Raw genomic sequence first — 22,414 nt, 5'->3', positions numbered from 1 at the left:
GAGCGGGTGTCAGTTGGCGCCGATGAAGGTCAGGAAATCGGCGGGTGGGCGGCGCGGCGTGGGCGGCGCCACGTAGTCGTGGGGTGCCGTGCCGAGGCGGATCAGGACCTGAGGAATGCGAGTGGGGTCGGGGAGCAGGGCGCTGATCGCGCGGATGGCGGCGGGGATCTCGGTGATGTGGGTGAGCGGGCAGGTGGCCAGGCCGGCGGCGGTGGCCGACAGCAGGGCCGTGGACAGGGCCTCGCCGGTGGCCAGCCATTCGTTCGTGGTGTTGCCGGCGGTACTGAGAGCGACGAGGGCGGCGCGGTCGGGGGCCTCGTCGCGATGTGCCGGCCCGGGCGGGATGGGGAAGTCGCGGCCCACGTCGACCAGAGCGGCCTCGCCCGCGGTGGCGAGGGCGGCCGGCGGTATTCCCTCGGCCAGGTCGAATTGACCCGTCCACCAGCGTAGTTCGTTCTGATACGGCGTATCGAACTGATGCAGGGCGGCGGTCCGGCGGGATGCGGCGGCGAGTCGCGGACGCACGTCGTCGGTGATCGCGTCCGCTCGGACGCGGGTATCACCGGACACCTCGCACACCTGGTCGATCAGCTCCGGGCGATCCGTCGGCGCCATCGGCAATCGGTCGCTGCGCCGCTCGCGGATGGCGGCGGCCAGAGCGCGCTCGCGATCGGATGGTGGGCGGGGCGTGTCGAATTCGGCGACGGCGAGCAGTTCGTGGCGGCTCTCCTCCGGTTCGTACCGCACGGTGAGCGGATATCCTTGTGCGGCGAACGCCACGCGGGCGTGCGCCAGCATGGCTCCGCAACTGATGACCTCCTGCCGCCCGCTCGGGTCGGCCATCGTCAGCTGCCGCTCGGAATCGCTGGACAGATGCAGGCGAAGGCCGTCGAAATCCCAGCGCCACGGTTGGGTGTTGTGCACGGAAGGGGCGCGGGCGGCCAGCTGCAGTGCCGCGATGATGGTCGAGCGGTCGGGAAGGTTTCGCATGATGCCTCCCAGAGCGATGATTCGTCGGCTGCACGGGTCACACGCCCCCAGTATCGCAGCTATCGACCAGCATGACCGCGCAGTCCGGATTCCCGGCTACCGGCGGGCCCGTATCCCGCGCCCGGTCCGGACACCCGGCCCCGGCCGGTAGGGTGGGGGCGTCTTCGCCGAAGTACCGCTCGTGAACCGCAGCTGAAGAAGGTGGGACGTTCGATGGTTACCAAGGCGCCGGTGGTGGTGGGGGTCGACAGTTCCGACGATTCGGTACAGGCCGCGCGCTGGGCCGCCGATGACGCGGCGCTGCACAAGGTTCCACTCGAGGTCATCTCCGCGGTGCCGCCGATCCCGGACGAGCACAGCGGTGAGGACGGCATTCAGGACTATCACGCCCGCATGGCCGACCAGGCGCGGCACGCGGTCGCGTCGGCCGCGCGGGTCGCCGCCGCCACCGCGCCCACGATCGAGATCAGCACGGCGGTCGTCGACGCGCCGATCATTCCCGCCCTGCTCGGCCGCGCGGAGCATGCCCGGCTGGTGGTGGTCGGCGCGCGCGGGCTCGGGGCATATCAGCGCAGCCTGCTCGGCTCGGTGAGTACCGCACTCGTCCGCCACGCCCGGGGCCCGGTGGCGGTGGTGCCGTCGGATGCGCTGATCGGCTCGGAGCGCTCGGTGCTCGTGGGATACGACGATTCCCCGTGCAGCGCGGACGCTCTCGCGATCGCGATGACCGAGGCGCGCCGGCGCCGCGCCGATCTGACCATCGTGCACACCTGGCAGCGCTTCGGCGGCTATCCGTCACCGGCGGCGCTGCAGGAAGAGGGCAATCGGCTGGTCGACGCGGCGCTCACCGTGCACGAGGACCCCGACGAACCGGTGTCGGTGCGGCGCGTCGTGGTCGAGGACCGGCCGGTGCGGCGCATCCTCGCCGAATCGGCGAATGCCCAGCTGGTCGTGGTGGGCAGTCACGGCAAGGGCGGATTTCCGGGGATGACGCTGGGGTCGACCAGCCAGGCGCTGATGCACAGTGTCGAATGCCCGATCATCATCGCCCGCCCGCGCGACTGATCACGCGGCGAGTTCGCTCAGCAGTTTCCAGGTGCGCGCCTGGTCGTCGGGACCGCCCAGATCGGACTGGTGGATCAGCAACTCGGTGGCTCCCGCTTCGACATAGGCGCGCAGGCCACGGGCGACGTGGTCCTCGTCGCCGATCAACGCCACGTCGATCGCGTGCGGCACCCCTTCGCGATCGAGGATCGCGCGGTAGGAATCGAATTGCTCGTAGAACGACAACGCCCGGGCCGCGGTCGCGCGCACCTGCTCGGCGCGATCGGTGACCACCGCGACCACACCCGCGATCACCTGGGCGGGTCGCACCGGATGTGCCGGGCGGGCGCGTTCGAGGGCGGGCACGATATGTGATTCCACCGTGCGCGGGCCGGCCAGGAACGGCAGCACACCGTCGGCCAGTTCCCCGCTCGCACGCAGGGCTTGCGGTCCCATCGCGGCCACCAGGAGCGGGATATCGCCGCCACCGCGCACTCTCGTCGGTAGCGGCGGCCGAGCGTGGACCCGTTCACCGGCCACGTCGACGGCGCCGTCCTCGATGGCCCGGCGCAGCGCGACCAGATATTCGCGCAGCCGCCGGACCGGTTTGTCCTCGTATATTCCGAAGGCCGTCGATTCCAGTGCGGGAGCGCCCAATCCGAGTCCGAGGCGGAAGCGGCCACCGGTGGCGGCCTGTGCGGTCTGTGCCTGTGAGGCGACCACCAGCGGATGGCGTGGGTTGATCGGAACCACCGAGGTGCCGACCTCGATATCGGGCACCGCGTGTCCGACGACCGCCGCGAGGGTCAAGGCGTCGAGATCGAACTTCTGCCCGAACCACACCGACCGCACCCCTGCCCGCGCCGCCGCCGTGGCGAGGCCGATCACCTCGCCGACGTCGTTGGCGACGTCGGGGCGCGGCCAGACGGATACTCCGATCGGAACCGAGATAGTCATCGCCTCCGACACTAATCGGCCGGGGCGGGTGGGCCAGGGTTGTACTCGGTTCGATCGAAACCGTTGCCGTGACGCGGGTCTCGCGAACTTCGGCGCGTTGTCCGATTCCGGGGATCCTTCCGGCCGGTACCATCGCGGGAATGGGGCGTCGACTGTCCGGTGTGCTGGCTTTCGTCTTCCTGGTCGTGGTGGCCGTCGCCACCGCCTGGGAACAACAACCGCACGACTATCGCGATGCCTCGGCGCCCGCGGGGGAGTTCAGCGCGGAACGAGCGCTGGACACGGTCCGGGAGATCGCGGCGCGGCCACATCCGGTGGGCAGTGCCGAACACGACCGGGTCCGTGACCGGCTCGTCACGCGATTGCGAGATCTGGGCCTGGACACCGAAATTCGATCCGGCGTGGGCAGGTACCCGGTGGATCTGCACGGGGAGGTGCCGCCGCTCGGCACTGTCGGAAATATCGTCGCGCGCTGGCCCGGAACCGCTGCCACCGGAACCGTCTACCTTGTCGCACACTATGATTCGGTCCCGACCGGGCCCGGCGCCAATGACGATGGCGTCGGTGTCGCGACGGTCCTCGAGACGGTCCGGGCGCTGCGGGCGGGCGGGGTCGCGCCGCGTAACGATCTGGTGGTGCTGTTCACCGACGGTGAAGAGGTCGGCCTGCTCGGAGCCGAGGCGTTCGCGGCGTCGGGAGCGGCCGATCCGCGGGGCGGGGTGGTGATCAATCACGAGGCCCGCGGTGCCGGCGGCCCGCCGCTGCTGTGGCGGATCAGCCATCCCGACGGCGCGCTGATCCGCACGGTGGCCACGAATCCGCATCCGAACACCGATTCCCTGTCGACCACACTGGCCGGGGAGCAGACCACCAGCACCACCGATTTCGTCGTCCTGGACGGCGCGGGTATGCGGGTGCTGGACTGGGCATTCGCCGGACGTAACGCGTACTACCACAACCCTTTCGACGATCCGGATCAGGTCGATCCGGCGACGGTGCAGCAGTTCGGGGACAATACGCTGGCCTCGGCGCGGGACTTCGGCGCCGGCGATCTGCGTGCCGAGGCGGGTGCGCGCAACCGCGCCTATTCCGGCCTGCCGTTCGGGATGCTGCTGGTGTTGCCGCTGTGGGTGGTGGTCGTACTCGCGGTCGCGACCGTGGCGTTGGTGGCCTGGGTGGTCCGGCGGATGCGCCGCGGCGGCGAGGTGACGATCTGGCGCGGGGCCGGTGCGGCGGTGTTCGCGCTGGTCTCGATTCCGGTCGCGATGGGCGTGGTCTCCGGGCTGTGGCGGATGATCGAACTGATCCGCCCGGAGTATCGGAGTCTGCTGGCCGACCCGTATCGGCCCGGGTGGTACCAGGCCGCGATCCTGCTGTTGTGCGTCGCGGTACTGGCTGCGTGGTATGCGTTGTCCCGGCGATGGTTCGGGCAGCCGGCGACCGCGGCCGGAGTGCTGGTGGCGGTGGCTCTGATCGGTGCGGTCGTCACCGTGCTGACGCCTGCCGGCGCGGTGATGGTGGTGCTGCCCGCCTGCGCGGCGGCGCTCGGTACCGCGCTGACGTTCGCGGTGCCGGACCCGTGGCGGCTGCCGCTGCTGACCCTGTTCCTCGTTCCCGCGGCGGTACTGCTCGGCGGCACCGCGTTCACGGCGGTGCAGACCGGACTCTCGACGGCCGCGCTGCTCACCGTGCCGGTGGTGACGGTGCCGGGCCTGCTGTTCACGCTCACCCTCGCCCACGCCTGGCCGAGCAGTCGCGCGGCGGTGGTTCCGGCGACGGCGGTGGTGCTGACAGTGGCGCTCGCCGCGGTCGGCCTGGCGGTCGACCGTTTCGACGACCGGCATCCGCTGACCACGCAGCTGTCCTACGCACTCGACGCCGATCGTCAGGAGGCGCTGTGGATTTCCGCATCGGCGCCGGGGCGGTGGACCGACGGTTTCGTCCGGGCCACACCACCGGCCGGGGTCTTCGGGGAGCTGTGGCCGCGCGCCGAGTCCAGCGGTCCCGCGCCGGTGCGGCAGTTGTCGGCTCCCACGGCCGAGGTGCTGTCCGATCGCACCGAGGCCGGCCGGCGCACCGTGCGCCTGCGACTGCGCTCGACCCGCGGCGCCACCTCGCTCGGTCTGCGCTACCCCGGCGCGGTCCGGACGCTGCGGGTGGCAGGTCGCGACATCACCCCGGTGCCGGCACAGGGATTCCGCTTCTACGCACCCGGGCCCGACGGGATCGAGGTGGAGCTGACCGCCCCACCCGGCCCGCTGGCCGTGCGGGTCCTCGACTACGACTGGCTGCCGGATGCGGGTATCGCCGCGGCTCCCGCGGATATCTTCTACCGTCAGGACAGTGTGGCGGCGGTCTTCACCACCGTGCGGTTGTGAGTACGGGAATCAGGCGTCGCCGGCGATCCGCTCGGTGTAGTCGGCGGGATCGAAACGCTTCGTCTTCCACCGGAACAGCAGTGTCGCACCCGGCCAGTTGTTGGTGATGCGGCCGGAGGCGTTGCGGTACCAGCTGGAGCAGAAGTTCCACGGGGTGTCGGCCAGACGCTTCTGCAACCAGTCGTCCCAGGACTGCTCGACGGCGGGCCGGGCCGAGACGAAGTGCCCGGACCTGGTGGACAGGTACTGCACCACCTGCCGGATGTAGCGGGCCTGGCTTTCGAGCATGTAGATGATCGATCCCGAGCCGACATTGGTGTTGGGTCCGTACATCATGAACAGATTCGGGAAATCCGGTACCGACATGCCGAGGTAGGCACGAGCGCCCTCGGCCGCCCACTCGTCGGACAGTTTGCGGCCGCCGAGTCCGTAGATGTTCATCGGCGCGAGGAATTCGGTGCCCTTGAATCCGGTGCCGTAGACGATCACGTCGACCTCGTGCTCGACGCCGTCGGTGGTGCGGATTCCGGTCTCGGTGATCGCCTCGATCGCCGTGGTCTCCACACTCACGTTCGGCTGGGCGAGGGCGGGGAAGTACTCGTTGGAGAACAGGCCGCGCTTGCAGCCGGCGGCGTAGTCGGGAGTCAGCTTGGCCCGCAGTTCCGGATCGGCGACGGCCTCGGCGCGATGCCGGTCGGCGATCGCGATCACCGGCCCCTTGATCCACGGCATATCGGTCAGCGCCAGTGCCATCACCTCGAAGAAGGTCCAGATGGCGAAGCGCTCGGCCCAGCGGCTCGGCGGGAGGTACTTGAACAACGAGTGGTGCAGCCCGGTGTATTCGGTATCGAACTTCGGCAGCACCCAGGCCGCCGAGCGTTGAAACAGTGTGAGATGGGAGACCGTGGGCTGAATCGCCGGAATATATTGGATCGCACTGGCTCCCGTGCCGATGCACGCCACCCGCTTACCGGTGAGATCGACGGCGTGATCCCATTCGGCCGAGTGGAAGGCGGGTCCGGCGAAGCTGTCGATACCCGGAATGGTGGGCATCGCGGGCCGGGAGAGCTGGCCCACGGCCGGAATCAGTACATCTGCGGTGAGGGTCTGCCCGTCCGCGGCGCGTACCTGCCATGTGCCCTGGGCGGTATCGAATTCCGCGTCGGTGACCTCGATGCCGAACCGGATCTTGCGTGGGAGATCGTATTTCTCCGCCACCGAGCGCATATAGGCGTGGATATCGCGCTGCTGCGAAAAACGGCGTGGCCAATCGGATTTCGGCTCGAACGACCACGAGTACAGCGGTGACGGGACATCGCAGGCCGCGCCGGGGTAGGTGTTCTCCCGCCAGACGCCACCGAGATCAGCGGCCTTCTCGACGATGGTGAAGTTGTCGATACCGGCGCGCTGCAGTTCCAGCGCCATGCCGAGGCCGGCGAATCCGGCGCCGATGATGAGGATCGATGGCGTGGCTGTCATAGCCGAAGCCTAAGGCGCGGGCGAATCCGCGCCGAGAGATCATCGGCCATTCGATCAACATTTCCGGCCAATCGGATCGGTCGGGTCGGGCCGATATTCGCTACGTCCGGTTTCGGCTATCCTCGCGGCAGGTGTGATGTTCTTCACCGGTGAAGGAGTGCGGGTACTGATGTTGAGCACGATGCAGGACGATCAACTGTCGCTGGCGACGCTGCTGCGCTACGCGTCGACGTTCCATGGCGACGCGACGGTGTCGACCTGGACGGGTGACGGTGTGCGCACCATGACCTACCGGGAGTTGGGTGCGGATTCGGCGCGGCTGGCGAATGCGCTGCGCGGACTGGGGATCGGGGTCGGCGACCGGGTCGCCACCTTCATGTGGAACAACAACGAACATATGGTGGCCTACGCCGCCATACCCGCGATGGGCGCGGTACTGCACGCGCTGAATCTGCGGCTGTTCCCCGAGCAGGTCACCTATGTGGCCAATCACGCCGAGGATCAGGTGGTGATCGTCGACGGCTCGCTGCTGCCGATGTTCGCGAACTATCTGCCGACCCTGAAGACCGTGCGCCACGTCATCGTCGCCAACGGTGATGCCGCCGAACTCACCGCGCCCGCCGGGGTGCAGGTGCACTCGTACACCGAACTGCTTGCGGCGCAGCCCGATACCTACGATTTCCCGATTGTCGACGAACGTTCCGCGGCGGGGATGTGCTACACGTCGGGCACCACCGGTGACCCCAAGGGCGTGGTCTACTCGCACCGCTCCAACGTGCTGCACGCCATGCAGGTGCTCACCAACGCCAGTATGGGTTTCACCTCCGACGATCTGGTGCTGGCCATCGTGCCGCTGTTCCATGCCAATGCCTGGGGCCTGCCGTACGCGGCCATGATGTCGGGTGCGAGCGTGCTCATGCCGGACCGATTCCTGCAGCCCGCTCCGCTGCTGGCGATGATGGCCGAGGTGAAGCCGACCTTCGCCGCCGCGGTGCCGACCATCTGGGGTGGCGTGCTGGCCCAGCTCGACGCCCAGCCGCAGGACATCTCCCATCTGCGTGAGGTGGTCGTCGGCGGGTCCGCGCTGCCGCCCGCGATGATGCGCGCCTTCCAGGAGAAGCACGGCGTGCGACTGTTGCACGCCTGGGGGATGACCGAGACGTCCCCGCTGGGCAGTGTCGCTCATCCGCCGAGGGGTGTCTCGGGTGAGCAGGAGTGGGAGTATCGCTACACCCAGGGTCGATTCCCCGCCCTGGTGCAGGCCCGGCTGGTCGGCGACGACGGCGCCGTGCTGCCGAACGACGGCGAGGCCGTGGGTGAGCTCGAGGTGCGCGGGCCCTGGATCACCGGGGCCTACTACTCGCCGGAGGGCGCCTCGGTCGACCCGGACAAGTTCGACGACGGCTGGTTGCGCACCGGTGACGTCGGCAAGATCACCCCGGACGGTTATCTGACGCTGGTCGACCGGTCCAAGGACGTCATCAAATCCGGTGGCGAGTGGATCTCCTCGGTCGATCTGGAGAACGCGATCATGGGTCACCCCGCGGTCGCGGAGGCCTCGGTCATCGGGGTGCCGGACGAGAAGTGGGACGAGCGGCCGCTGGTCGCCATCGTGCTCAAGGACGGCGCCAGCGCGGAGCCGACCGAATTGCGCGACTTCCTCGCGGACAAGTTCGCCAAATGGCAGCTGCCCGAGCACTGGACCTTCATCGACGAGGTGCCCAAGACCAGTGTGGGCAAATTCGACAAGAAGCGGCTGCGGGCCCGCTACGCCGACGGTGAGCTGACGGTCACCACGTTGTGAAGCGATGCGGCGTCCCGATCGGATTCGGTGGGACGCCGCCGCTCCGGTGCCGCATCGCGGATCCCGCGGGATATCGCCGCGCACCCGGACAGGTCTCGTGCACCGTCGGCCGGAGGCTGTTGGCATGACGTCAACAACATGTCGTAGGCTGAGGCGGGGTACCCGATCGGTGCCCTGCGACGTGCAGGAAAGGGTTGGCGATGGCCGAGACGAACAACGCCGAGACGAACAACGAGACCCCCGCGTTCGCGGACATGGTGAACGGTGCGCTGGAGTTCACCATCCCGATCGCGCACAAGATGGGGGTGAAGGCGCTGGAGGTCCGTCCCGGATTCGCCGCCACCACCGTGCCGATCGAGGGCAACGGCAATCACTTCGGCGTCATGTACGCCGGTGTGCTGTTCACCGTCGCGGAGATTCTGGGTGGCGCCATTCCCATCGCGACCTTCGACAGCGCCAAGTACTACCCGCTGGTGAAGGATCTGCAGATCTTCTTCCGTAAACCGGCGAAAACCGATGTGCGCGCCCAGGCTTCGCTGTCGGATGAGGAGATCGCGCGGGTGCTCGCCGATGCCGAGGCCAATGGGAAGGCCGATTTCACCCTGACGGCGACGGTCACCGACGCCGAGGGAGTGGTGGTGGCCGAGACCCGTGGCCTCTACCAGTTGCGCGCGCACGGAAAATAGGGGCGCGACGCCCGGGGTGGACGTACCGTAGCCCCCGGACGAGATGAACGGTACGGGGATTCGAGTATGACGGTGGACCTGCTGCGGACCGCGAGTACGCGGGTGTGGACCGAATTGGAGTATCTGCGGCTGTGCGTCGGCAGCGGGCTCGTCGGCATCGAATCGCCGTGCACACTACTGTCGGCGGGCGCGGCGTTGCTGCGGCACGGCGCCCTGCCGGCATTGCTGCGGCTCGCGGCCGCGCGCTACGGCGATCGCCCGGCGCTGATCGATGAACTCGGGCCGCTGAGCTATCGCGACCTCGACGACCGGTCCAATCGGCTGGCCAACGAATGGCGCAAGCGCGGTCTGCGCACCGGCGAGGGCGTGGCGATCCTGGCCCGCAACCATCGCGGCCTGCTCGACGCGGTCTTCGCCGCCGCCAAGTGCGGAGCCCGAATCATCTTGCTGAACACCGATTTCGCCGGACCGCAGCTGCGTGATGTGGCGGCGCGTGAGGGCACCGACCTGCTCGTGTACGACGAGGAGTACGAAGCCATCCTCGGTGATATGAGTCCGCGGCGCGGCGCGTACCGGGCCTGGTCGCACACCCGGCACACCAGCAGTCTGGAATCACTGATTACGGCGGGATCGCCTGCCGCGCCGCCGATCTCGTGTTCCGGTGCCAAGATCGTTCTGCTGACCAGCGGTACCTCCGGAACGCCCAAGGGGGCACCGCGTTCGGAACCGCGGTCGCTGGAGCCGATCGGCGCGCTGCTGAGCAAGGTGCCGTTCCGGACGCGCGAGGTCACCGAATGTCCGGCTCCGCTGTTCCATACGCTGGGTTTCGCGATGTCGTTGCTGGCCATCGGATTCGGCTCCACGCTGGTGATCCGGCGGCGCTTCGACCCGCGGCGCGTCGTCGACAGCATGGCCGAGCACGGGGCGACCACGCTGATCGCGGTGCCGGTGATGCTGGCACGGATCGTCGAACTGGGCCCGGATGCGCTGGCCGGACGTGATCTGTCGGCGCTGCGGATCATCTTCGTCGCGGGCTCCCAGCTGGGCGCCGATCTGTGCCGCAGGGTGACCGCGGCCTTCGGTCCGGTGGTCTACAACCTCTACGGGTCCACCGAGGTCGCCTACGCCACCATCGCCACACCACGGGATCTGGCCGCCGAACCGGGCTGCGTGGGCTCGCCGGTGGCCGGTGCGGTGGTGCGCATCCTCGACGAGGAGGGGGCGGAAGTTCCGTCGGGGACGTCCGGCCGCATCTTCGTCCGCAACGCGATCCCCTTCGACGGTTACACCGGTGGCGGCGGCAAGGAACTGATCCGGGGGATGATGTCCACCGGCGATGTCGGCCACTTCGATTCGGCGGGAAGGCTTTTCATCGACGGCCGCGATGACGACATGATCGTCTCCGGCGGGGAGAACGTCTTCCCCGGGGAGGTCGAGGAGTTGCTGAACGCGCATCCCGCGGTCCGCGAGGCGGCGGTGATCGGGGTACCCGACGCGGAATACGGCGCGCGCCTGGTCGCCTTCGTCGTTCGTGCGGCCGATTCCGATGGTGGCGCGGGGAACCTGGATGTGGCCGCCGAAACGGTTGGCGCGGAAGAACTCGAGGCGCACGTGAAGTCGAATCTCGCGCGCTACAAGGTGCCGCGCGACATCGTCTTCCTCGACGAACTCCCGCGGAATCCGACCGGGAAGGTGCTCAAACGACGGCTGCGCGAACTGTAGCGGGGCCGTTTCCGGCGCCGGAAACGACCGGCGCCGGAAACGAATACCTCAGCAGTTGCGCAGTTCCGGGCTCTGATTGAGCAGTTGTGCGCGGGTGGAGATGAAGGTGGAGTAGGTGTCGCCACCGACGGCCGACAGCGGGAAGGCCGCGACCCGGTGACAGTTCTGGAACGCCAGCTTGATGCCGAAGTGCCGCTCCAGACTGCCGCGAATGGAGTCCGACGCCATGGCGCGCAGCAGTTGGCCGCGGGCCGTCTCATCCGGCGGGGGAACCTGGTTGTCCGCGAACTCTGCGGTGCCGGAACGCAAATCGTCGGCCACGCGGCTGACGACCTCGTAGGCGTAGGGCAGGGAGGTGCGGACGCATTCGACGAATTCCTCGTCGCTGACCGGACCGCTCTCGGCGCGTTCGAGCAATGCGGCTGGGACATCCAATGACATAACGCTCTCCTCGTGACGGGGTAGGAGTCGATGGCGAATGGTGCCCTTCGAGTCTAAACGAAAAACATTGTCAACAAGGCCGGATTGGCCGTGAAAGTGCCGATTGCAGAGCGGCTTTCGTCTCTTCCGACAGCGTGCGGACCAGGTCGGCGGCCGGTATCGGTGCGGTCAGGGTGTGTACCTGACCGGCCCAGAGGTTCACCGCGTCGGCGTTGCCGGCCGTGCGCGCCTCGGCGCGCAACGGACCGGTGGCGTAATGGATTTCGGGGTAGGCCGCCGGTGCGTCGGGGTTGTCGAGGATGAACCGGTTGCGCAGGCCGCGGGCCCGGCGGCCGCTGAACGCGCGGGTCAGCATCGTCGGCGCATCGATCTCGAGCGCGTCCCGGTGCAGTGCGGAGGTGCCGGCCTCCGCGCAGCGCAGGAAGGCGGTGCCGAGTTGCGCGGCCGCGGCACCGGCGGCCAGGACCCCGGCGATCCCGGCGCCGGTGGCGATCCCGCCGGCCGCGACGATCGGCGCGTCGACAGCGGAGCGCAGCAGTTGCAACAGGGCGAGGGTGGTGAGCGGATCGGTGGCGTCGTCGTCGGGGTGATCGGCGAAACCGCCGCGATGGCCGCCGGCCTCGGCGCCCTGGGCGATGAGCGCATCGGCTCCGGTCTCCACCGCGAGCCGGGCCTCGGCCTCCGAGGTCACCGTGACCCACACCTCGGAGCCGGCCGCGTGCAGGCGCTCGATATCGGTATCCGACGGGCAGCCGAAGGTGCAGCTGATCACCGCGACCGGGTCGGTGGTCAGCAGATCCAGCTTCGCGTCCCAGTCGTCGGTGTCGAAGCGCGCGGCGCCGAGCGGGAAGTTGCGGCCCAGTCGATCGAGATAGGGCGCGAAGTGCTCCGGCGGGGTGGGTGCGCCCGGGACGAAGAGGTTCACCCCGAACGGCGCCTCGCTCAGCTCGCGGAGTGCGGTGATCCGGGTCGCGGTGTCGGCGGCGCTCAGATATCCGGCGGCCAGGAATCCCAGCCCGCCCGCGTTGCCGACGGCCGCGGCCAGTTCCGGAGTGGACGGACCGCCGGCCATCGGCGCCAGCACGATCGGGGTGCGCAGGTTGTCGAGGATCACCTCCTCAGTCTGGACCGCGGCCGCTCCGGGGGTAACGGCGCCGCCCGCAACGGGATTCGGCCCTCACCTGCGAATTCTGTCGAGCAGGTTGCGAAAAGGTCACGACGGAGTACAGTTTCCGTCACAACAGATGCCGAATCGTTACCGAAAGACGGGTTTCGCGGAATCTCGCGACCGGACAGGGGTCTCGACCAGGCGTCGCCGCCGAGTTGATCGACGCTAGGACGACCCTTGCCGCAGCACCGTGAGACATCCAGTTCCGTATCCGTTCAGGACCTGCTCGGTGATTTCTCCACCGGTGACGGCACCGCCGCGCGTCCGGCCAGCCATCGTGCCCACCCCCGCACCGCGGACCGGATGAAGCTGGCGGCCAGCGCCGCCGTCGCCACCGGCGCGCTGATCGGCACCGCCACCCAGCTCGCGCACGCCGCGCCCCTGCTGCCCGGTGGCCACAACGACACTCCCGACCCGGTCGCACTGAAGTCGGCCGCCGAGCCGGCGCACGAGGCCGAACAGCAGACCGCGGCCGCGCCCGCCCGGGCCGAGGCCCCGGCGCCGGCGCCGCAGGCCCAGCCGATCGCCGCGCCCGCGCCCGCACCGTTCGGCCTGCAGAATCTGCCGCCCGAGGTCGCCGGCCCGCTGTCCCAGGCGGAGGAAGTGCTCAAGGGTATTCAGCAGCAGCTGGCTCCCGGCCAGGCCGTACGCCCGGTGGCCGGAGTGGTCAGTTCCGGATTCGGGTCCCGTTGGGGTGCCATGCATTACGGCGTGGACTTCGCCGACTCGATCGGCACGCCCATTCATTCGGTGGAGAACGGCACGGTCATCGACGCCGGACCCGCCTCGGGCTTCGGACTGTGGGTGCGGGTCAAACAGGACGACGGCACCACCGCCGTCTACGGCCACGTCAACGACATTCTGACCCACGTCGGTCAGCGCGTGAACGCCGGCGATGTGATCGCCACCGTCGGCAATCGCGGTAACTCCACCGGTCCGCACCTGCATCTGGAGATCTGGGATCCCAACGACATCAAGATCGATCCGACGCCGTATCTCGCCAGTAAGGGCGTCGTTTTGTCCCAGCAGTCGTGGGGGGCAGGCGAATAGCGCCCGCGCTGTCACCGGCGGCTCGGCTCGACCGGCCGTGGGGGGCTGACACATTGACTGGTTTATACGAGTTGTTCGACGCCGAATCCCTGCACGGTCGCACCTATACCGCGCTGGTGCAGCATCCCCGATCCAGCGTGCTCGAACTGGCGCAGTATCTGGAGTGTTCCCGCGAGGATGTCGCGGCCGCACTCGACGAGCTCAGCGATATGCAGGCCGTCGTCCGCATCGACGCCGACGGGGCGGTTCGCTGGGACGCGCACGCGCCGGAGGCATTGTCGGAGGCCGAATCCCGGCGGCGGCAGGTCGAGACCGCGCGCATGCACGCCGCGGCGGCCCAGCTGGGGGAGACCTTCCGCTCGGTGCGGCGCACCGAGCGCGGGGACGGCACCGTGGTGCCGATGTACGAGGCCCGCGAGGTTCTCGCCGAATTCGAGGATCTGCAACGCGCCGCGCGCTCCCGGATCCGCATGATCGATCGCGGGCCCTACCTGTGCGACGGCGAGCGCGCCGAGCGCATGTTCGAACTACGGTCGAGCCGGATGTCGTCGGGTGTGCGGTACCAGACGCTGTATCACGACACCATCTACCAGGATCCGGATCGGCTGCGGTACGCGCTGGCGGCCAACAGTTCGGGGGCGCAGGCGCGCACGCTGCCCGATCCGCCGCTGAAGGTGATCATCGCCGACGACGATCGCGCGGCGCTGATGCTGCATCACGACGAACGCCGCGGTGATCCGATGGGCCTGCGGATCGCGGCCTGCCCGACTCTGGACGTGATCGTCCACACCTTCGAGGTGCTGTGGTCGCTGGCGGCGCCGATCTCGGTGAATCCGGGCCAGCCGCTCGACGAACGCGACCGCGCGATCCTGACCCTGATGGGGCTGGGCGCCACCGACGACACCATCGCCCGCCGGCTGGGCATGTCGCGCCGCACGGTGGTGCGCCGGACCGCGAGCCTGCTGGAACGCCTCGGGGCGAGCACCCGCTTCCAAGCTGGCGTGCAGGCTATTCGCCGGGGCTGGCTGTGACATGCTGTGACGAGGGCCACTGAAGGCGGCCGAACCCGCAACACCGAGGCCCCCTGGCAGCGATGAGCACTAGGAGTACCGGCGGATCGGCCAGTTCGATCCGGCGCACCCCGCCGTACTTGCCCGTCCTTATATGATTGCTCGGACCGCGCGAGGGGGTGTTCGACGTGCGGACCTGCTGTATGCGAGAGGTGAAGACACTCGAATGGATACCGCCCGCCGTTCCGCTCGTGGAGGTCGCCGCCGCCGGTCGGGCAGCCCGCTTTTCGGCCAGCTGCTGACCGCGGCGGTGGAGTCCGCCGCCGACTCCGTGGCGATCCGGTCCGATCCGACCGGTGTGGAGGCGGACGCGCGGCAACTCACCTATCGCGAGCTCGACGAGGCGTCCTCCCGGCTCGCCCGGGAACTGATCGCGCGCGGTATCGGCGCCGGTGACGTGGTCGCCATCGGTATCGGCCGGTCGATCGAGTCGGTGCTGTCGGTCTGGGCCATCGCGAAGACCGGTGCGGCCTATGTGCCGGTCGATCCCACCTACCCGCCCGAGCGCATCGGCCATATCGTCACCGATTCCGATGCGGTGCTGGGCCTGACCACCGGGCGGTATCGCACCGGACTGGGCACCGAGGTGTACTGGCTCGAACTCGACGACGCGGTGGTCGCCGACCGGATCGCGGCGCGTCCGTCGCATCCGATCTCCTACACCGACCGGGTGCGTCAGCCCACCGAGCAGCATCCCGCCTACGTCATCTACACCTCCGGATCCACCGGCAGGCCCAAGGGCGTCGTGGTCACCCATGCCGGTCTGGGCAGTCTGGTCGCGGCCGAACGCGAGCGCTGGGGTGTGGACGGCGATTCCCGGGTGATGCACGTGTGCTCGCCGAGTTTCGACGTCTCGGTCCTGGAGCTCATGCTCACCTTCTCCTCGGGCGCGACGCTGGTGGTCTCGCCGCCGGATGTTTTCGGCGGATTCGAATTGGCCGATCTGCTCCGTCGCGCGCAGGTCACCCACATGATCATCACCCCCGGCGCACTCGAGTCGGTGGAGTCGGAGAATCTGCCCGATCTCGAGGTCGTCGCCGTCATCGGCGACCGGTTCGGACCGGAGCTGGTGGCGCGCTGGGCGCGTGACGGGCGGCGGTTCTACAACGAGTACGGTCCGACCGAGGCGACGATCGTCGCGACCACCGGCGCGCCGCTGGTGCCGGGCGAGCTGATCACGATCGGCGCGCCGCTGCCGGGAATCGGTGCGTTCGTGCTGGATTCGCGGTTGCGGCCGGTACCCGAGGGCGTGGTCGGTGAGCTGTATCTCGCGGGCCCCGCGCTGGCGCAGGGCTATCTGAACCGTCCGGCACTCACCTCCGAGCGCTTCGTGGCCAGCCCGTTCGCCGACAGCGCCGGGCAGCGGCTGTACCGCACGGGTGATCTGGTGCGCCGCACGACCTCCGGCACGATCGAATATCTCGGCCGCTCCGATTTCCAGGTCAAAGTGCGCGGTTTCCGAATCGAACTCGGCGAGATCGACAACGCCCTCACCGCGCATCCCGATATCGATTTCGCGGCGACGCTGGGCAAACCGCTGCCCTCGGGCGCGACCGGCCTGGTGTCGTATGTGCTGCCGCGGCCCGATGCGACGGTCGAGACCAAAGAACTCGAGGACTTCCTGTTGAAGTCCCTGCCCGCGTACATGATTCCGGCCGTGATCATGGTGCTGGACGAGATCCCGCTGACCCCGATCGGCAAACTGGACCGGCCCCGGCTGCCCGAACCGAGCTTCGCCTCGAGAGAATTCCGCGCTCCCTCCACCCCGGTGGAGGAGATCGTCGCCGACGTGTTCGCGACGTTGCTGGTGCCGGGGGTGGACGATCAGCCGGGCCGGGTCGGCGCCGACGACGACTTCTTCGAATTGGGTGGCAACTCGCTGCTCGCGGCGCAGGCCGCCGCCCGCATCGGATCGGCCCTGGGCGTGCGGGTGCCGGTGCAGCTGCTGTTCGAGACCTCCTCGGTGGCCGCCTTCGCCGAACAGGTCGAGCGGCACGCGGGCGCGGGAACACAGCTGCGGCCGATGCCGCGGCCGGACCGCATCCCGTTGTCGTATGCGCAGCAACGGATGTGGTTCCTCAACCGCTTCGATCCCGCGGGCGCGGTGAACAACATCCCGGTCGTGGTGCGACTGTCCGGTCGGCTCGAACTGCCCGCCCTGGAGGCGGCGGTCGAGGATCTGGCAGCGCGCCACGAGGTGCTGCGCACCGTCTACCCTGAACTCGACGGTGAGGGCTATCAGCGCATCCTGCCGATCTCCGATCCCCGGGCGGTCCCCGAGATGCCGGTCGTGACCGCGACCGAATCCGAGATCGCGGGCCTGGTCATCGAAACCGTCTCCGGCGGTTTCGATGTGACGGCCGCGCCGCCGGTGCGGCTGCGGGTGATCCGGCTCGGTGAGACCGAACACGTCCTCGTCTGCGTCGTGCACCACATCGCCGGTGACGGCTTCTCGATGGGTCCGCTGACCCGCGACCTGATGACGGCGTATCTGCGGCGCGCGGGCGGCGCGGAACCCGACTGGGCGCCGCTGGCGGTGCAGTACGCCGATTACACGCTGTGGCAGCGGGAAGCCCTCGGCGCCGACGACGATCCGGAGTCGGTGCTGGCGGAGCAGATCGAGTACTGGCGGCAGCAGCTGGCGGCGGTGCCGGAGCAGCTGGAGCTGCCCGCCGACCGCCCGCGCCCGGCGGTGGCCACCAATGCCGGCGCCACGGTCGACTTCGAACTCGACGCGCACCTGCACGCTTCACTGAATCGCATCGCGCACGAGAACAATTCGACGCTGTTCATGGTCGTGCACGCGGCCTTCGCGGCACTGCTGGCCCGGATGTCGGGCACCCGGGACATCGTCATCGGCACGCCGGTGGCCGGTCGCGGTGACGCGGCGCTCGACGAGCTGATCGGCATGTTCGTCAATACGCTCGTGCTGCGTACCGAGATCGACCCGGCGCAGCCGTTCGATCAGCTGGTGGCGGCGGCGCGGGCCACCGACGTGGCGGCCTTCGGACATGCCGACGTGCCCTTCGAGCGGCTGGTGGAGATCCTGGATCCGGTGCGCTCGACCGCGCGCCATCCGATCTTCCAGGTGATGCTGACCTTCCAGAACATGGCGCGCACCGCGCTGGAGCTGCCCGGACTGGCGGTCTCGGGGGTCGAACTCGGTTCCGAGCCGGCCAAATTCGACCTCCAGCTCACCATGGCCGAGGCCGTGGACGAACGTGGTGTGCCGCAGGGCATCTCGTCGGCGTTCACCTATGCGACCGACCTGTTCGACGAGGCGACGGTCCGTGACTTCGTCGATCGCTTCCGCCGGATCCTGCGCGCGGTGGCATCGGATTCGACCGCGGTCGTCGGCGATATCGATGTGCTGGCTCCGGGCGAGCGCGAACTGGTGCTGCACGACTGGAACACCGCCGGGGTGCCGGTACCGCCGGTGACCCTGGTGGACCTGATCGCCTCCCAGGCGCAGCGCCGTCCCGGTGCGCATGCGATCCGGTTCGGTGACATCGCACTGACCTTCGGCGAGCTGCACGAGCGGGCCAACCGGGTCGCCCGCGCGCTGATCGCGCACGGGGTCGGTCCGGAAACCCTGGTGGCAGTGGCGGTGCCGCGGACCGAGGAGCTGCCGGTGGCGCTGCTGGGTGTGCTGATCGCCGGCGCCGCCTACCTTCCGATCGATACCGGTTATCCGGCCCAGCGGCTGGAGTTCATGCTCACCGACGCCGCACCGGCCTGTGTGCTGACCACCGCCGAACAGCGGGATGCGGTGCCGGCCACCGGAATCGCCACCGTACTGCTGGAGGAGGCCGGTGATTTCGACGGCGCCGCCGTCACCGATGCCGATCGCCTCGCCCCGCTGCGGCCGGCGGATCTGGCCTACGTCATCTATACCTCGGGCTCCACCGGTGTGCCCAAGGGGGTGGGCGTCACCCATCACAATGTGCTCGAGCTGTTCGCCAACACCCAGCTGTTGTTCGATTTCGACGAGACCGATGTGTGGACGCTGTTCCACTCCTTCGCCTTCGACTTCTCGGTGTGGGAGCTGTGGTGCGCGCTGGCCAACGGCGGCGCCGTCGTGGTCGTCGATCATCTGACGTCGCGTTCGCCGGAACTGTTTCGCGAGTTGCTGATTCGCGAGCAGGTCACGGTGCTCAACCAGACGCCGTCGGCGTTCTATCAGCTCGCCGAGGCCGATCGGGCCGCGCACAACGACGCCGGCAAGTTCGCCCTGCGCTACATCGTCTTCGGTGGTGAAGCGCTGGATCTGCGCCAGCTCGCCCGCTGGTACGACCGGCACGGTGCGTCCGAGCCGCAGCTGGTGAACATGTACGGCATCACCGAGACCACCGTGCACGTATCGTTCCTGGCCGTCGACCGCGGACTGGCCGATCATCCGGCCAGCGTCATCGGCCGGGCGCTGCCGGGGCTGGAAACCTATGTGCTCGACGATCGCCTGCATCCGGCGCCGGTCGGTGTGGGCGGTGAGATGTACATTGCCGGCCAACAGCTTTCGCGTGGATATCTGGGCCGCCCGGCGCTGACCGCGGCCCGTTTCGTGGCCAATCCGTACGGTCCGGCCGGTTCCCGGATGTACCGTTCCGGCGATATCGGCCGCTGGGCCGGATTCGACGGCGAGGCCGCCCTCGAATACGCCGGGCGCAGCGACCAGCAGGTGCAGCTGCGCGGCTTCCGGATCGAACTCGGCGAGATCGAGGCGGCGCTGCTGCGCTGCACCGGTGTCGCGCAGGCCGTCGCGCTGGTCCGCAGCGGTGAGCACACCGGTGAGCGCCTGATCGGTTACGTCGTGGCCGAGGCGGGGGCCGAGCTGGATCCGATCGCGGTGCGCGACGAGGTGGCCGGCTTCCTGACCGGATATATGGTCCCCGACGCGCTGGTGGTGCTGGACGCGCTGCCGCTGACCCCGAACGGCAAACTGGATCGGCGGGCGCTCCCGGAACCGTCCGTGCGCAGCGCCGCGGAGTTCCGCGCACCGCGCACCCCGATCGAACAGGCCGTGGCGGATGTGTACGCAGCACTGCTCGCCGGCGGTGGTCCGGCCGATCAGGTCGCGGTCGGTCTCGACGACGACTTCTTCGCGCTGGGCGGTAACTCGCTGCTGGCGACCCGTGCGGTCGCGCGGATCAACGAGGCGCTGGACTCGAATCTCGTTGTCCGCGAACTGTTCGAGGCCTCGACCGTCGCGGGCCTGGCGGCCCGGGTGGTGCCGGGGGCCGCGGGTTCGGCCCGGCCCCGGCTGGAACCGGCCGTGCGCGGTGAGCGCATCCCGTTGTCGCTGGCGCAGCAGCGGATGTGGGTGATCAACCAGCTCGACCCCGAATCCCCGGCCTACAACATCCCGCTGGCGATCCAGCTCACCGGCGCCCTCGACCTCGAGGCGCTGCGGCAGGCGGTCGTCGATGTGCTGGAGCGGCACGAGGTCCTGCGCACCCGCTACCCGGTCGGTGGCCCGGACGAGGCGCCATATCAGGAGATCCTCTCGGTGCGCCAGGCGCTGCCGGAGGGGCTGGCGGTCGAGTCGGACGCCGATCCGATCGGACGGATCACGGCACTGCTCGCCGCCGGATTCGATGTCACACAGGAGGTTCCGGTTCGGGCGCTGCTGCTGCGCAACGGCTCCGACCACCTGCTGGCGCTGGTGCTGCACCACATCGCCGGTGACGGCTCGTCGCTGGCGCCGTTGGCGCGCGATCTCGTGACCGCCTATGTCGCACGCAGCGGAGGGCACGAACCCGGCTGGGCGCCACTGGAAGTGCAGTACGCCGACTTCGCCGTCTGGCAGCGGTCGGTGATCGGCACCGACGACGATCCGGCCTCGATCGCGGCCGCGCAGCTGGATTTCTGGCGCGAGCGGCTGGCGGGCGTCTCGGGTTCGCCGCTGCTGATTCCGGATCATCCGCGACCGGCGGTGGCGTCCATGCGGGGTGAGGCGATCGGCTTCACGGTGCCGGCGCAGGTGCACGAGGGCCTGATCCGGATCGCGCGCGAACACAATTCGTCGCTGTTCATGGTGGTGCACGCCGCGCTGGCGGCATTGCTGGCCCGGCAGTCCGGATCGGCGGATGTGGTCATCGGCACGCCGATCGCCGGCCGCGGCGAGCGAGCGCTCGACGATCTGGTCGGCATGTTCGTCAACACACTGACGCTGCGCACCGGGGTGGACACCGGTGACACCTTCGACACCCTGGTCGAGACGGCCCGGGAAACGGATCTGGCGGCCTTCGCCCATTCCGATATCCCGTTCGAACGGGTCGCCGAGGTGGTCGCTCCCGGCCGCAGCGGGGCACAGAGCCTGTTCACGGTGGTGTTGTCGTTCCAGAACACCGAGCGCCCCAGCCTGGAGCTGCCCGGCCTGCGCATCGCGGCACTCGACACCGATGCGGTGGCGGCGAAATTCGATCTGCAGGTCACCGTCGAACCGCAGCACGACGCCGACGGTGCCCCGGCCGAGCTGATCGCCATGTTCACCTACGCCCGGGATCTGTTCGATCCGGAGACGATGCGCACGCTCGGCGACCGCTTCGAGCGGGTGCTCGCCGCGGTCGCGGCCGATCCGCAGATCCTGCTGAACGCGATCGATCTGCACGACGGCACCGAGACCGATCTCGCCGCGGCGGCCCGTCCCGAGCCGGTCGAGACCGGCTCGACGATCGGTACCGCCCTGGCTCAGGCGCTGGCCGCGGCGGTCGAGGACGACCCCGAGGGGCCCGCGCTGACCTGGGAGGAAGAGGCCGTCTCCTATCAGGAACTCGATGCCCGTTCCTCGCGGCTGGCACGGGTGCTGATCGGCCGCGGATGTGGGCCGGGTACCGGTGTCGCGGTCCGGCTCGATCGCGGGATCGAGGCGACGGTCGCGACCTGGGCGATTGTCAAGGCCGGCGGCGCGCTGGTGCCGGTGGCCGATGCCGAGGCACTGCCCTCGGGGCCGGAGATCAAGATCGGGATCACCGCGTCGGCCGTCCGGCCGCAACCCGGTCCGGCCGGTATCGAGTGGCTGCTGCTCGACGATCCGGCGGTGTCGGCGGAGATCGCGAGCGAGTCGGCGCGGCCGGTGACCTACGCCAACCGGATCCGCGCACTGCGCGGTGACGATCCGGCCTTCACCGCCGCATCCGGCGCGCTGCGCTACGACCAGCTCGCCGAGGCGGTGGACCGGTTGCGGGCCCGCACCGACCTGACCTTCGAGTCCCGGACCTTCCGCCGGGGCGGCACCGACGGGGTGGCGGCGCTGCTCGAGGTGGTGGCCGCCGGTGTCGCGGGCGCCTCGATGGTGCTGGCGGACGAGGTGAGTACTCAGGTACTGGCCGATGAGTGGGTCACCCACCTGTTCACCGATCCGGCCGGGCTGGCGGGGCTGGATCCCGGTCCGCTCGAGGATCTGCGGGCGGTGCTGCTGGACCGGGGACCGGCGCCCGCGGCGGGGTTCGGCTCCGCCGAGGTGGTCGTGTTGCCCGGCGATGTGCTTCGCTGAGGTAACCGGATAGGCGCTCGCGTGGTAAGTAACGAGCGGTGCGGCCGGGATCGATGGAGAAAGGTGGCGCCGTGCGGGCGTTTGCGGCGACGACAGGCAGGATGAGATACGTGGTTCGGCGGATGGTCAGCGG

13 protein-coding genes are annotated in these 22,414 nt (G+C 69.2%); 8 read left to right on the top strand and 5 right to left on the bottom strand.

The genetic code is table 11. The features are described 5' to 3' along the window. Nucleotides 1-9: 9 nt before the first annotated feature. A complete protein-coding gene (locus tag LKD76_RS28035; protein ID WP_227984394.1) occupies nucleotides 10-990 on the bottom strand; it encodes an Acg family FMN-binding oxidoreductase in 981 nt (326 codons plus the stop codon). 213 nt (nucleotides 991-1,203) lie between these two features. Here LKD76_RS28035 and LKD76_RS28030 point away from each other — a divergent pair, with 213 nt between their 5' ends. Continuing rightward, nucleotides 1,204-2,055 (top strand): universal stress protein, encoded by an 852-nt coding sequence (locus LKD76_RS28030; protein ID WP_227984393.1) that lies wholly within the window; start codon nucleotides 1,204-1,206, stop codon nucleotides 2,053-2,055. On the opposite strand, the gene LKD76_RS28025 is transcribed toward LKD76_RS28030, so the two are convergent. Next, nucleotides 2,056-2,991 carry a TIGR03564 family F420-dependent LLM class oxidoreductase gene (locus LKD76_RS28025; protein WP_227984392.1) on the bottom strand — a complete coding sequence of 312 codons (936 nt, stop codon included), beginning with the start codon at nucleotides 2,989-2,991 and terminating at the stop codon, nucleotides 2,056-2,058. 140 nt (nucleotides 2,992-3,131) lie between these two features. Between LKD76_RS28025 and LKD76_RS28020 the strand changes: the two genes are divergently transcribed. Then, nucleotides 3,132-5,369 carry a M20/M25/M40 family metallo-hydrolase gene (locus LKD76_RS28020; RefSeq protein WP_227984391.1) on the top strand — a complete coding sequence of 746 codons (2,238 nt, stop codon included), beginning with the start codon at nucleotides 3,132-3,134 and terminating at the stop codon, nucleotides 5,367-5,369. 9 nt (nucleotides 5,370-5,378) lie between these two features. Here the strand turns inward: LKD76_RS28020 and LKD76_RS28015 are convergent, their stop codons facing one another. Further along, on the bottom strand, nucleotides 5,379-6,848 hold the full coding sequence (locus tag LKD76_RS28015) for a flavin-containing monooxygenase (RefSeq protein WP_227984390.1): 1,470 nt from the start codon (nucleotides 6,846-6,848) through the stop codon (nucleotides 5,379-5,381). 169 nt (nucleotides 6,849-7,017) lie between these two features. On the opposite strand from LKD76_RS28015, the gene LKD76_RS28010 reads away from it, so the two are divergent. The 3 genes from LKD76_RS28010 to LKD76_RS28000 all read left to right on the top strand — a co-directional run bounded on the left by LKD76_RS28010 (nucleotide 7,018) and on the right by LKD76_RS28000 (nucleotide 11,060). Then, on the top strand, nucleotides 7,018-8,652 hold the full coding sequence (locus tag LKD76_RS28010) for a long-chain fatty acid--CoA ligase (protein ID WP_227984389.1): 1,635 nt from the start codon (nucleotides 7,018-7,020) through the stop codon (nucleotides 8,650-8,652). A gap of 200 nt (nucleotides 8,653-8,852) precedes the next feature. Beyond that, nucleotides 8,853-9,338 carry a YiiD C-terminal domain-containing protein gene (locus LKD76_RS28005; protein ID WP_227984388.1) on the top strand — a complete coding sequence of 162 codons (486 nt, stop codon included), beginning with the start codon at nucleotides 8,853-8,855 and terminating at the stop codon, nucleotides 9,336-9,338. Nucleotides 9,339-9,404: 66 nt separating this feature from the next. Further along, nucleotides 9,405-11,060 carry an AMP-binding protein gene (locus LKD76_RS28000; protein WP_227984387.1) on the top strand — a complete coding sequence of 552 codons (1,656 nt, stop codon included), beginning with the start codon at nucleotides 9,405-9,407 and terminating at the stop codon, nucleotides 11,058-11,060. 48 nt (nucleotides 11,061-11,108) lie between these two features. On the opposite strand, the gene LKD76_RS27995 is transcribed toward LKD76_RS28000, so the two are convergent. Continuing rightward, on the bottom strand, nucleotides 11,109-11,501 hold the full coding sequence (locus LKD76_RS27995; RefSeq protein ID WP_227984386.1) for an SCO5389 family protein: 393 nt from the start codon (nucleotides 11,499-11,501) through the stop codon (nucleotides 11,109-11,111). A 70-nt stretch (nucleotides 11,502-11,571) separates the two neighbouring features. After that, nucleotides 11,572-12,615 (bottom strand): nitronate monooxygenase, encoded by a 1,044-nt coding sequence (locus LKD76_RS27990; RefSeq protein ID WP_227984385.1) that lies wholly within the window; start codon nucleotides 12,613-12,615, stop codon nucleotides 11,572-11,574. 231 nt (nucleotides 12,616-12,846) lie between these two features. Here LKD76_RS27990 and LKD76_RS27985 point away from each other — a divergent pair, with 231 nt between their 5' ends. From LKD76_RS27985 to LKD76_RS27975, 3 genes are all read left to right on the top strand, one after another. Continuing rightward, nucleotides 12,847-13,719, top strand: a complete 873-nt coding sequence (locus tag LKD76_RS27985) for a M23 family metallopeptidase (protein WP_227984384.1) — start codon at nucleotides 12,847-12,849, stop codon at nucleotides 13,717-13,719. Nucleotides 13,720-13,772: 53 nt separating this feature from the next. Continuing rightward, the gene (locus tag LKD76_RS27980) at nucleotides 13,773-14,750 is read left to right on the top strand and encodes a helix-turn-helix transcriptional regulator (RefSeq protein ID WP_227984383.1); all 978 of its coding nucleotides are present in this window, start codon (nucleotides 13,773-13,775) and stop codon (nucleotides 14,748-14,750) included. A gap of 205 nt (nucleotides 14,751-14,955) precedes the next feature. Then, nucleotides 14,956-22,281 (top strand): non-ribosomal peptide synthetase, encoded by a 7,326-nt coding sequence (locus tag LKD76_RS27975; RefSeq protein ID WP_227984382.1) that lies wholly within the window; start codon nucleotides 14,956-14,958, stop codon nucleotides 22,279-22,281. Nucleotides 22,282-22,414: the final 133 nt, after the last annotated feature.

Source organism: Nocardia spumae (genome assembly GCF_020733635.1).
Taxonomy (GTDB): domain Bacteria; phylum Actinomycetota; class Actinomycetes; order Mycobacteriales; family Mycobacteriaceae; genus Nocardia; species Nocardia spumae.
The sequence above is the reverse complement of the archived record's forward strand: the minus strand, read 5'-3'. Positions and strand labels throughout refer to the sequence as shown.